Below are 12,510 nucleotides of genomic sequence, written 5' to 3'. Positions count from 1 at the left end.
ACTGCCTGCCGCCGCCCGGCACCGTGCCGCCGGCGCCCAAAGGAGAAGACATGGAATTCCATAACGCTCCCGTGACCCTGTTCGAGGTGAGCTGGGAGGTCTGCAACAAGGTCGGGGGCATCTACTCCGTGGTGAGCAGCAAGGCCCTCCAGGCTGTGGACACCTTCGGCGAGGATTACTTCCTCCTCGGGCCACAGCTCCAGCACAACGCGGGTTTTGAGGAAACGGACGAGCACATCTGGGATTCCATCCGCCCGGCGCTCGCGGCGCGCAACCTCAAGTGCAGCCTCGGCCGCTGGAACATCCCCGGCCGGCCCAAGGCCATCCTCGTCAACTTCGACCAGCGTTACGGCAGCAACCAGCTGCTCTTCGACCTGTGGAAGAATTTCGGCGTGGATTCCCTCTCCGGCGGCTGGGACTATGTGGAGCCCGTCATGTTCGCCACGGCCTGCGGCGAGGTCATCGCGGCCATCCACGAATGCCTCGTTGCACCCACCAAGGGCCGCTCCGTGGCGCTCTTCCATGAATGGATGTGCGGCGCGGGCCTTTTGAGCCTCAAGCGCAACGCGCCGGCCATCGGCACGGTGTTCACCACGCACGCCACCATGCTCGGCCGCGCGCTCGCCGGCACCGGGCGCGACATCTACTCCAACCTGCGCAGCATCAACCCCGCGCAGGAGGCCGCGGCCCAGAACATCACGGCCAAATGGTCCATGGAGAGCGCGTCCGCGCGCGAGGCCGACGCCTTCACCACGGTGAGCCCCATCACCGGCGAGGAGTCCACGGTCTTCCTCGGCCGCTCGCCCGATGTCATCACCGTGAACGGCCTCGACATGCGCGTCATCCCGGACTTCACCAAAGACCGCAAGGTGCCCGCGGCCCACCGCGCCAAGGTGATGGAAGCGGCGGGCCGCTTCCTCCGCACCGAGCTTGCGCCGAACACGCGCATTTTCGCCATCTCCGGGCGCTACGAGATGCACAACAAGGGCATCGACATCTTCCTCGACGCGCTGGCCCGCGCGGACAAGAACCTGCGCGGCACGGACGCCTCCATCCTGGCGCTCTGCCTCGTCATGGGCGGCCACACCGGGGTCAACCAGGCCGCGGTCTCGGGCGACCCCAACGCCACGGACAACGGCCTGCCCTTCATCTGCACGCACCACGCCTGGAACGCCCCGCAGGACCCCATCATCAACGCCTGCCGGCGCCTGGGGCTCAACAACCAGCCGGACAGCCACGTCAAGGTCATCTTCGTGCCGGCCATGCTGGACGGGCACGACGGCTTCCTCAACATGCAGTATGAGGATGTCATCTCGGCCTGCGACATGGGCTTCTTCCCCTCCTGGTACGAACCCTGGGGCTACACCCCGCAGGAATGCGCGGCCTGGGCCGTGCCCACCCTCACCACCGACCTTTCCGGCTTCGGCATGTGGGCGCGCAACGCCCAGAAGGGCAATGACGAAAAGAGCGGCGTGGCCGTCATGCCGAGGCGCGGCATGAACTTCGACCAGAGCGCGGAAATGCTGCACACCTATGTGCTCAAGGCCGCCACCATGGCCCCGGACACCCTCGCCGAGCTGCGCAAAAGCGCGCGCGACGTGGCCGAGCTCACCTCCTGGAGCCACTTCTTCGCCAACTATCTCGAGGCCTTCCGCATCGCGCTGGAAAAATCCACGGCCCGCACCGAGCAGGAGAGCGAGGCCCGCGAGGGCATGAACCGCGTGTTGCAGGCCTCCTCCTCTGTGACGCCCTTCCTTAGGCCCATCCTCGCCGTGGCCGAGCTGCCGCCCCAGCTTGCGCGGCTGCGCGAGCTCTCCAACAATCTCTGGTGGTGCTGGCATGACAAGGCTAGGGCGCTCTTCATGAGCCTGAACCCGCAGATGTGGGACAAGTGCCACAATCCCATTCAGGTGCTGGGCCAGGCGGACAACGAGCGCCTCGAGAGCCTGCTCGCCAATGAGGAATACATGCGCCTCTACACCGAGGTCATGGCCGAGTTCGACGCCTACATGGCCGAGCCCCTGCGCGACCTCGACGAGCATGTCAACGTCAAGCACCCGGTAGCCTACTTCTCCACCGAGTACGGCATCACCGAGTCCGTGCCCATCTATTCGGGCGGCCTCGGCGTGCTCTCGGGCGACCACCTGAAGAGCGCCTCGGACATGGCCGTGCCGCTCTTCGGCATCGGCCTGCTCTACAAGAACGGCTACTTCAAGCAGGAGATCGACGAAAACGGCCGCCAGGTCGCCGTCTATCCGCTCAACAACTTCTCGCAGCTGCCCGTGAGCATGGTGACCGACGCCAACAACGCGCCGCTCTATGTGCAGCTGGAGCTGCCCGGCCGCATCCTCTACGCGCGCATCTGGCAGATGAAGGTCGGCCGCGTCACCCTTTACCTCATGGACACGGACACCACCCGCAACAGCGAGGAGGACCGTAAGATCACCGACCGCCTCTATGAGGCCAACCGCGAGATCCGCCTGCTCCAGGAAATGCTCCTCGGCATGGGCGGCATCCGCCTCATCCGCACCCTCGGGCTCGAGCCGCATGTCTACCACATGAACGAGGGGCATTCGGCCTTCCTCGTCATCGAGCGCCTGCTCGAGTGCATGGGCCAGGGCATGAGCTACGACGTGTCCACGGTGCGCGTGCGCTCGAATACGGTGTTCACCACGCACACGCCTGTCCCGGCGGGCAACGAGGCCTTCTCCATCGACCTCATGAGCCGCTATTTCACCCACTTCGCCAGCAAGCTCGGCCTTGACTGGGGCCAGTTCGTCCAGCTCGGCCAGATCGAGGGCGGCAATGCCCACAACTTCGAGATGACCGTGCTGGCGCTTCGCTTCTCTTCCTGGGCCAACGGCGTGAGCCGGCTGCACGGCGAGGTCTCCAGGCACATGTGGAACAAGCTCTGGAAGAGCCTGCCGCTCGCCGAAACGCCCATCACCTATGTGACCAACGGCATCCACACGCCTTCCTATGTGGGCACGCAGATGCACGAGCTGCTCAATCAGTACCTCGGCGAAGGCTGGCTCCAGGCCGAGCCCGACGACCCGGTGTGGGCCAAGGTGGACGCCATCCCGGACGACACCTACTGGGCCGCGCGCATGACCCAGAAGGAAGAACTGCTCGACGCCCTGCGCGCAAGCATCCCGGGCTACGCGGAGAAGTTCCGCCTGAACCGCGCCGAGCGCGCCCTCATGGAGAGCGCCCTCAAGCCGGGGACGCTCCTCATCGGCTTCGCGCGGCGTTTCGCGCCCTACAAGCGCGCCACCCTGCTCTTTGCCGACCCGGACCGCCTCGCCCGGATCATCAACGATCCCGAGCGCCCGGTGGCCTTTGTCTTCGCCGGCAAGTCGCACCCGGCGGACGAGGCGGGCATCAACATCCTCCAGGAAGTCATCAAAATGAGCCGGGACGAGCGCTTCCTCGGCAAGATCTTCTTTATGGAGGATTACAGCCTCGCGGTCTCGCGCCTGCTCTCGCAGGGCTGCGACGTGTGGCTCAACACGCCGCGCCGGCCGCATGAGGCCTCGGGCACCAGCGGCATGAAGCTCCCGGTCAACGGCGGTATCAACCTGAGCATCTCCGACGGCTGGTGGTGCGAGGGCTACAACCGCGAAAACGGCTGGACCATCGGCCCGGTCGTCACGCTGGAACTGCCCACGGACGACCAGAACGACTACTCCGACGCCGAGGCCCTTTACACCCTGCTCGAGCACCATGTGCTGCCACTCTATCATGACTACAACAACCAGGGGCTCCCGGGCCGGTGGATCACCATGTCCAAGCGCTCGCTCAAGAGCCTGACCGCCATGTACAGCAGCAACCGCATGGTCCGCGACTATGTGCACGAGGCCTACTGCCCGGCCGCGGCGCGCCGCGACGAGCTGGCCGAGGACAACTGGGAGCTCTGCCGCGAAGTGGCCGAGTGGAAGAAGGACCTGCCCGTGCGCTTCGGCACCGTGAAGATGGAAGAGATCATCCTGAGCGGCGCGGACGGCAACACCATGCTCTGCGGCGAGCCGGTCAACGTGCGCCTGCGCCTCAACCCGGGCGAGATGAAGCCCGAGGAGATCCTGGCGCAGCTCGTCATCGGCCGCACCTTTGCCAACGGCAACTTCCGCGACCGGCCGGATGTGCTGAGGCTGGAGCCGCGCGCCAATGGCAACGGCATCACCTATTCGGCCACCTATATCCCGCGCCGCAACGGCGCCTACCGCTACGGCATCAGGATCATGCCCGTGCACAAGGGCCTGTCCTCGCCGCTCGAGACCGGGCTCGTGCTCTGGGGCTAGTGGCGGGACGCCCATCCGCTGAATGACGCAACGCCCCTTCTCCCGCCTGGCGGGGGAAGGGGCGTTTTCGCGTCCTGAAAATGCCTCGCCGGCATTGGGGGCGCCTCGCGGGCCCGCGTCCGCCCTTGACTTGCCCCAGCCATCTCTCTAGGGTTAAAATTCCGGCGGCGCGCGGCATGTCTTGGGCGGCCACAGATGCACCGCCACTCCACAGGCTCGCCCCAAACTCGAACAAAGCCAGAAATACATCCGCTCCAGAGGAGAAGGCATCATGGCCAATACAGTGATCATCGGCGCGCAGTGGGGCGACGAGGGCAAGGGCAAGATCGTGGACATGCTCAGCGCCGAAAGCCAGGTCATCGTGCGCTTCCAGGGCGGCAACAACGCCGGCCACACCATCAAGGTGGACGGCGAGGAGACCATCCTTCACCTCGTGCCCTCGGGTATCCTCCACCCGGGCGCGCTTTGCCTCATCGGCAATGGCGTGGTCCTCGACCCAGGGGTCTTCCTCCACGAGCTCGACGAGCTGGCCGCCCGCGGCATCGACGTTTCGCCGGCGCGCCTCGGCGTGAGCAAGAAGGCGCACCTCATCCTGCCCTACCACAAGAGCCTCGACAAGGCGCGCGAGGCCAAGCGCGCGGGCCACAAGATCGGCACCACGGGCCGGGGCATCGGCCCCTGCTACGAGGACAAGGCGGCGCGGGTGGGGATGCGCGCGGCCGACCTGGCCGACCCGGAGCTCGTGCGCGCCAAGGTGCGCCACGCCCTTTTGGAAAAGAACATCCTCCTCACCGAGCTCTACAAGTTCGAGCCGCTGGACGCGGAAGCGGTGAGCGACGAGCTGCTGGCCCTGGCCCCGCGGCTGCTGCCCTATGTGCAGGACACGGACGCCCGGCTCCACGCCGCCATGGAAGCCGGGGAGGACGTGCTCTTCGAGGGCGCGCAGGGCATCCATCTCGACATCGACCACGGCACCTATCCCTTCGTGACCTCTTCCAACACGGTGGCCGGCAATGCGGCTGCGGGGAGCGGCGTGGCGCCCTCGGCCCTCGACCGCGTGGTGGGCGTCATCAAGGCCTACACCACGCGCGTGGGCTCCGGCCCCTTCCCCACCGAGCTTCTGGACGATGCCGGCAGCTACCTGCGCACCAATGGCCACGAGTTCGGGGCCACCACGGGCCGGCCGCGGCGCTGCGGCTGGTTCGACGCGGTGGTGGCGCGCGAGAGCGTGCGCCTCAACGGCATCACCGACTTGGCGCTCACCAAGCTGGACGTGCTCCAGAACCTGCCCGTGCTCAAGATCTGCGTGGCCTATGAACTGGACGGCAAGACCCTCGAATACCTGCCGCAGGAGGAAGGCGCGCTCGCCCGCGTGACGCCCATTTATGAGGAAATGCCCGGCTTTGAGGAAGACATTTCCGGCTGCCGCACCTTCGACGAGCTCCCGGATACGGTGCGCGCCTATGTGGAGCGGCTGGAGGAGCTGGCCGGTGCGCGCGTCTCCATCGTCTCCGTGGGACCGGGCCGCGAGCAGACCATCCTGCGCTGAGGGCCGGGCGCGCGGGACTTCCGGCTATCATGGCTGACACGGCTGACAGCCCATTCGCGGCCATCGCCGGCGAGGACTTCGCCCGGCTGCGCGGCGTGCTCGACCGCCTTGCGCTGGCGCCGCCGCAGACCCTGCTGCTCGAGGGCGGGAGCGAAGCCGGGCGCCTGGGGCTGGGCCGCTACTGGGCCTGCGCCAACAACTGCCCGCAGGCCCTCGCCGCCGCAGGGCGCGGCGAGCCGGCGACACCGTGCCTCACCTGCCCGGCCTGCATGCAGATAGAAGCCGGGGAGCACCTTGACGTGCTCGCCTATGACGGCCGCATCGGCAACCGCGAGGACGAGGAAAACCCGGGCCCGGTGATGGCCTTCAACATGCGCCGCGCCCGCGAGCTCAAGAGCCGCCTGCGCGACGCGCCCCACGGCCCGGGGCGCCGCGTGGTTCTGCTCATGGGGCTTTCGCCCGCCCGCGACGAGGCGGCCAATGCACTGCTGAAGGCGCTGGAAGAGCCGAGCGCGCATACCGTTTTTGTGCTTCTGTCCCCGCAGCGCGAGCAATTGCTGCCCACCCTCGTCTCCCGCTCCTTCTGCCTCACCCTGCCATGGTCAGAAACAACGGCCTCCGATGCCGGGCTCGCCGCCTGGGAAACGGCCCTCGCGGACTTTTTGCGCACCGGGCGGGGCTTTCTCGAAAAAGCCGCGGCCCGCGGCGGCCTTGACGCGGCGCAGGCGGCCGGCCTGCTCCTCAGTTGCCAGAAGGCGCTCATCCAGGTGCTTGCCGGGGGCGCTCCGGCCGCTTCAGACGCTCCGCTCGCGGCGGCGCTGGTGCCCTTGGCTGACGCCCCCCGCGCGGCCCTTTGCGGCCGCTGGCTCGACGAGGCGCAGGAAATGCTGCGTTTCGGCGTGGCCCCGGCCCGCGTCATGGAAGGCCTTGCCAGCCGCCTCTTTGTGCTGCTTCGGCAAGAAGAAAAGAGGGACTGACAGCGCCTCACAGCCCGAGCAGCCTGTCGATGGCCGCCAGGTCGAGGCTGGCGGCCACCACATCCGCCACGCGGTCGAGCTCCGGCCCCAGGTCCCAGGTGGCGCCGGCCACGGGCGCAAGGCCCGCCTCCCGGCGCAGGCGCCTAAGCAGGGCGTGCCGGAAGCTGTCACTGTCAAACACGCCGTGCAGGTACGTGCCCCAGATGCGCGCGGTGTGGCCCGCATCCAGCCGGCCCCAGCCGAGCGGCGCCCCTTCCCCGTCCCGCATGATAACCTGCGCGCCGCGGCTCTCGCTCACGCCATGGTGGATCTCATAGCCGGTCACGGGCAGCGCCTCACCGGCAAGCGCCGGGAGGGCCGTGCCTTCCGTGCGCCTCAAGGTCTTGCCCGGCGCAAGTTCGGTCGTTAGCGGCAAGAGGCCGAGGCCGGCCACAGCCCTTTCCCCGCTCTTCCCGGCTTCCAGCCCCAGCGGGTCGTCGATGCGCTCGCCCAAAAGTTGCAGACCCCCGCAGATACCCACCACGGCCCCGCGCCCCGCCTCAAGGCAGTCCAGGGCGTGCGCCCGCAGGGCGTCCGCAAGGCCGGAGGCGCGCAAAAAGGCCATGTCCGCCATGCTGTTGCGGCTGCCGGGCAGGATGACGAGCTGCGGCTGCCCCAGTTCTTCGGGGCGGCGCACGGCGCGCAGGCGCAGGCCCGGCTCGGCGCGCAGGGCGTCGCAATCGGTCACATTGCTGATATGCGGCAAGTCGATGAGGGCCACATCCAGAAGGCCGGGCGCCGCGGGCTCGCGCCCTGTTCCCATGCCCGGGCTCCTGCCGAGCTTGAAGCTCACCGAGTCCTCCTCCGGGAGGCGCAGGCCCGGGATCATGGGGACGACGCCGAAAAAGGGCCGGCGCGTACGCCGGCTCACGGCCTCCATGGCCGGCGCGAGCAGGCTCGCGTCCCCCCGGAAGCGGTTGAGCGCAAAGCCGGCCACATGGGCGCGGTCAGCCCGGCCGAGCAGGGCCATGGTGCCGGCAAGCGCCGCGAAGGCGCCGCCGCGGTCGATGTCCGCCACGAGCAGCACCTTGGCGCCCGCATGGGCGGCCATGCGCATGTTCACGATGTCATGCCTGCGCAGGTTGATCTCCGCCGGGCTGCCCGCGCCCTCCAGCACCATGAGGTCGCAGCCGGTGGCCAGCTCCGCCCAGGCGCGGCACACGGCGCGCCAGGCCTTGCGCTTGTAGGCCATGTATTCGCGCACGCGCATCATGCCCACCGGGCTCCCGAGCACGATGACCTGCGAGCCCTGGTCGCTTACGGGCTTGAGCAGGACGGGATTCATGCGCGCGTCCGGCTCGAGGCCGCAGGCCGCGGCCTGGAGCGCCTGGGCGCGGCCCATTTCTTCCCCTTTCAGGGTGACGAAGGAATTGAGCGCCATGTTCTGGGCCTTGAACGGCGCGACCTTGAGGCCCCGGCGTGCGAACAGGCGGCAGAAGGCGGCGGCGATGAGGCTCTTGCCCGCGTCCGAGCAGGTGCCCTGCACCATGAGGGCGGGCACGCGGGGGCCGGCCTCAGGCATGGCGGGGCGGCGGACAGGGACGCGCCCCGCGCGGAGCGGTGGGCCGGGAGATGCAGGGCCGGCAGCTCCCGCAGGGCACAACAGGCTGGCGGAAAAAGCCCACGCCGAAGCTACTTTTTCACGCTCTCGGCGAGCACGTCGAGCATGAGGGCGTCCGGCTGCTTCTTGCAGGCTTCGAGAAAGGTATCGAGGCTCTCGTTGCTTTCCAGCGCCGAGGCCGGGGCGCCGCTCTTGCCGCGCTGGTAGCCGTCCAGCCAGATGACGAAGCCGCTGCCGTCCTCCTCGTTGGCCGCATAGTCCTTGCAGGTGGTCTTGTCCGCGCGCCAGGGGCCGTCGCTGGCCGCGACCTTCTGCTTGCGGGCCTTTTCCCAGTGGGGGAGCACCTTGTCCGCCGGCGCGGCCTGGCAGGTGTCGTACACCTCGAGCAGCAGCGGCTGGAGCAGGGCCGGGTCGGCCACGGGCGCGCCGGCCTTGGCCGCGGCATAGCCGTCGATCTGCAGGCCCTCGAAGAGCGGCGGCTCGCCGGAAGTCGTGGCGGCGATGAGTTCCGCGCAGATATAGGTGGCCGGGTCGATCTTGTCCTCGGCCGGCACGGTATTCGCCGCCAGCAGCAGGGCGCAGCAAGAGAGCAGGAGTTTTTTCAGCATGAGATTCTCCGCAAAAAGGGGCCTCTCCGGCCCCGGTAAAAAACGACGGGCACAGGACGACTTTGGGGAAATTAATATGCCGCCCGGAAAAAAGGAAGCGAAATTTCCTCCCCTCGTGTGAGCGGCGACGGCGTGGAAGAAAGGGGGAATCCGCGCGCTCCTCTACTCCGCCCCGACGGCGGGCTGCCTGAGCTTGCGGAAGATGGTGGTGCGGCTCACGTTGAACATCTTGGCGACTTTCTGGATGGAGCCGTGCACCTCCACGGCCTTGGTGAGGAAGTCGCGCTCCATGTCGGCCGTGATGTCCTTGAGGGGGCGCTCTGTGGTGAAGATGTCCGGGTAGACGGAGGCGATATTTTCCTTGGCGCCCATATGGAAGGGCAGGTCGGCCGGGGCGATGAGGGGGCCGGGCAGCGTGATGGCGAGGGTGTGCACCATGTTCTGCAATTCGCGCACATTGCCGGGCCAAGGGTGGGTGCGCAACAGGTCGAGCGTGATGTCCATGAAGGCCAGCACCTTGTGGTACTTGCTGCAATACATGCGCAAAAAGTGCTGCGCCAGCGGCGCGATGTCGTCCGGCCGCTCCCTGAGGGGCGGGATGCGCACCGAGGCCACGTTGAGGCGGTAGTAGAGGTCGCGCCGGAAGGTGCCCTCCTCCACGCAGCGGGCGAGGTCGCGGTTGGTGGCCGCGATGACGCGCGCGTCGATCTTGCGCGGGATGGACGAGCCGATGCGCACGATCTCGCCATCCTGGAGCACGCGCAAGAGCCGGGTCTGCATGGTGAGCGGCAGCTCGCCGATCTCGTCCAGGAAGATGGTGCCGCCGTCGGCTATCTCGAAATAGCCGGCCTTGCCCTTGCTGGAGGCGCCGGTGAAGGCCCCGGGCTGGTAGCCGAAGAGCTCGGACTCGATGAGCGATTCCGAGATGCCGCCGCAATCCACCTTGAGGAAGATCTTGTCCTTGCGGTTGCTCAGGTTGTGGAGCATGCGGCCCATGACATCCTTGCCGACCCCGGTCTCGCCGAGCACGAGCACCGTGGCGTCCTAGGCGGCGAAGCAGCGCGCCCTGGTGATGGTCTCGAGCATCTCCGCGCTCTGGAAGACCGGCTCCTCGGCGCTGCCGCCGTGGCTCATGTGCACGAGCTGGTCCTTCATGTGGTCGATGAGCTGGTGCTGCTCGGCCACGCGCTCCTGGAGGTTGGAGAGCAGGGTGATGTCGCGCGCGAAGGTCACGACCAGGCAGACATCGCCATTGGCGTCAAAAACCGGGAAGCCCGACAGCACCAGGCGCATGCCGTTTTTCAGGGTCTGCGCGTGGGTGGCGGGCTTGCCGGTCTTGACGATCTCGGGGTTGAGCACATGGTCGAAGATGCCCTCCTTCACGAGCAGGCGCACATTCTTGCCTTCCACATGCTCGAGGCGGATGCCGGTCACTTCCTCATAGGTGCGGTTGATGTAGAGCGTCTGGCCGCTGGCGTCGGAAATGAACACGCCGTCCGGCAGCGCGTCCAGTATCTGGCGCGCGTAGTGACTGAAGAGCGGGGGCGTGTTCCTGGCCACAGGCCGTCCCTCCCATGCGGCGCCCGGGGCGCCCGGATCAGTGCGGCACCTGGAGGCGATCGCCGATGATGCCGCGGACGGCTTTCTGCAGCGTGCTCATGACCGACTTGTCCAGCGTCACGTCGCCCATGGGCGGCTCGCGGTGCAGGAACTGGTATTTCTGCGTGCCGAGCCGGTGATAGGGCAGAAGCTCGTAGCGGACGCGCTCGAAGGGCCGGATGAATTCGGCGATCTGGGCGATGGCGTCCGCATTGTCGTTGAAGCCGGGGATGATGGGCGTGCGCGCGAGGATGGGGAGCTCCGGAAACTCTTCCACCAATATGCGGAAATTGGCGAGGATACGGTCATTGTGCGCGCCGATGTGCGCCTTGTGCATCTCGCGGTCGAGATGCTTGAGGTCGAAGAGCGCGAAATTGAGATGCGGGGCCGCTTCGCGGATATTTTCTTCCGGCACCATGCCGCAGGTCTCCACGGCCGTTTTCATGCGGCGCTTGCGGCCGTTTTTGAGCAGGGCCACGGCAAAGTCCTTCTGCAGCAGCGGCTCGCCGCCCGAGAGCGTCATGCCGCCGCCCGAGCGGGCGTAAAAGGCCATGTCCTGCTCCACGCGGTCGAGCACGTCGCCCACGGTGCGCTTCTGGCCGTAGACGATGAGCCCCTGCGAGGGTCAGGCGCGGGCGCAGGGCATGTCGCAATCGCCGCAGCGGGAGCGGTCGAGCTTCGGCTTGTCGTCGCCCGGGGTGAGTGCGCCGTGCGGGCAGACCTCGATGCAGTGGCCGCACTTTGGAAAGGCCGATGCAGCGGCCCGCGTTCCACGCGAGCTCGGGGTGGTGGTGCTGAGATTCGGGATTGCTGCACCAGCGGCAGCGCAGCGCGCAGCCCTTCAAAAAGACCAGGGTGCGGATGCCGGGCCCGTCATGGACGGAATATTTCTGAATGTTGAAGACCTGCCCTCGCGGGCGAGTTCGTCGTCGGTGGGGGTGTCGTCGTACATGCGGTTCCCGGAAAGTTGGGGCGTGTCCCGTGCCCGGGGCCTGATGCAGCCGCCCGCGCGGGAACGCCAGTGGAAGAAGCCTAGATAGTGTCGTCATTTAATTTTAGCCCAAATGGCTATGCATCTGATATGCACGGCAGCCAGAAATGAGGCCGTGTTTTTTGCATATCGTGTGGTGATACCTCGCCAGCGCTTCAGTTCCAAAAAGGCATTTTCAATAAGGTGCCGAAGTCGATAAAGATATTTATCGTAAGGACGTAGACATTTTCGGCTTTTACGAGGCGGGATGACAGGATTTACTCCGGCCTGTTGGAGCGACTCGACCAGCGCATCGCTATCATATCCCTTATCCGCCAAAAGGCTCTCGGCATCTATTCCCTCGATAAGCCTGCAAGCCTGCGAACAATCTGCAACGGGACCTGCTGTAATAAATATTCTGACCGGCATACCATGCGCATCCACGGCCAGATGTATCTTGGAGTTGAGCCCCCTTGTGTGTGCCCCATGTCCTGATTGCCACCCCGTGCTCCTGCAGCGTGCGGGTGAACTTTGATGTGGCTAGCATCAATCATGAGCCATTCAAAATCTGGGTCGGATACAAGAATTTCGAGGAGCCTTTCCCAAACCCCACTATCTCTCCATCGGCAAAAACGGCGATGGGTATTTTTCCAGTCTCCATAGTCAGGCGGCAAATCTCGCCATGGTGCACCTGTTCGAAGGATCCAAAAAACTGCATTGAGAAAATTTCGATTATCTCGTGCCGTAACGCCTCGAGTTCCTTCCCGCCCAGGAAGAGGCGGCTCCAAAAGCTCCCAAACCTTGTCAGATATATCGTGGCGACGATGTGCAGTTTCCATGTCTACCTCCTTTTGGAAAAGGATAGCAGAAAGCTACATAAATTAAAAGAGAAATGACGACACTATCTAG

The 12,510-nt window shown here is 66.2% G+C and carries 8 protein-coding genes and 1 pseudogene; 3 read left to right on the top strand and 6 right to left on the bottom strand.

Translation table 11 applies throughout. From position 1 onward, the window contains the following. The first annotated feature begins 50 nt into the window (after positions 1–50). The 3 genes from glgP (at position 51) to HDR50_RS03310 (ending at position 6,824) form a co-directional block, all read left to right on the top strand. Positions 51–4,298: an alpha-glucan family phosphorylase gene (gene glgP / locus HDR50_RS03320; protein WP_291355904.1), complete on the top strand. Its 4,248-nt coding sequence runs from the start codon at positions 51–53 to the stop codon at positions 4,296–4,298. 271 nt (positions 4,299–4,569) lie between these two features. Further along, entirely contained in the window at positions 4,570–5,847 is a 1,278-nt protein-coding gene (locus tag HDR50_RS03315; RefSeq protein WP_291355902.1) for an adenylosuccinate synthase, read from the top strand. A 29-nt stretch (positions 5,848–5,876) separates the two neighbouring features. Beyond that, complete coding sequence (locus HDR50_RS03310) at positions 5,877–6,824, top strand: DNA polymerase III subunit delta' (protein WP_291355900.1); 948 nt, start codon at positions 5,877–5,879, stop codon at positions 6,822–6,824. A 7-nt stretch (positions 6,825–6,831) separates the two neighbouring features. On the opposite strand, the gene HDR50_RS03305 is transcribed toward HDR50_RS03310, so the two are convergent. From HDR50_RS03305 to HDR50_RS03285, 6 genes and pseudogenes are all read right to left on the bottom strand, one after another. Beyond that, a complete protein-coding gene (locus tag HDR50_RS03305; protein WP_291355898.1) occupies positions 6,832–8,385 on the bottom strand; it encodes a cobyric acid synthase in 1,554 nt (517 codons plus the stop codon). A gap of 110 nt (positions 8,386–8,495) precedes the next feature. Continuing rightward, on the bottom strand, positions 8,496–9,032 hold the full coding sequence (locus HDR50_RS03300) for an HdeA/HdeB family chaperone (RefSeq protein WP_291355896.1): 537 nt from the start codon (positions 9,030–9,032) through the stop codon (positions 8,496–8,498). 162 nt (positions 9,033–9,194) lie between these two features. Further along, on the bottom strand, positions 9,195–10,067 hold the full coding sequence (locus HDR50_RS12410; RefSeq protein WP_365816656.1) for a sigma 54-interacting transcriptional regulator: 873 nt from the start codon (positions 10,065–10,067) through the stop codon (positions 9,195–9,197). 9 nt (positions 10,068–10,076) lie between these two features. Then, positions 10,077–10,592, bottom strand: a complete 516-nt coding sequence (locus tag HDR50_RS12405; RefSeq protein ID WP_365816653.1) for a PAS domain S-box protein — start codon at positions 10,590–10,592, stop codon at positions 10,077–10,079. Positions 10,593–10,629: 37 nt separating this feature from the next. Continuing rightward, a pseudogene (locus tag HDR50_RS03290) lies at positions 10,630–11,527 on the bottom strand (glycyl-radical enzyme activating protein). 149 nt (positions 11,528–11,676) lie between these two features. Next, a protein-coding gene (locus HDR50_RS03285) for an IS5 family transposase (protein WP_291355894.1) occupies positions 11,677–12,440 on the bottom strand; the annotation gives its coding sequence in 2 pieces (ribosomal slippage) (positions 11,677–12,068 and positions 12,068–12,440; 765 coding nt in all). Between the last annotated feature and the right edge of the window lie 70 nt (positions 12,441–12,510).

The sequence above is a fragment of the Desulfovibrio sp. genome (assembly GCF_014803725.1).
Taxonomy (GTDB): Bacteria; Desulfobacterota; Desulfovibrionia; order Desulfovibrionales; family Desulfovibrionaceae; genus Desulfovibrio.
This window is presented reverse-complemented; position numbering and strand designations above follow the sequence as displayed.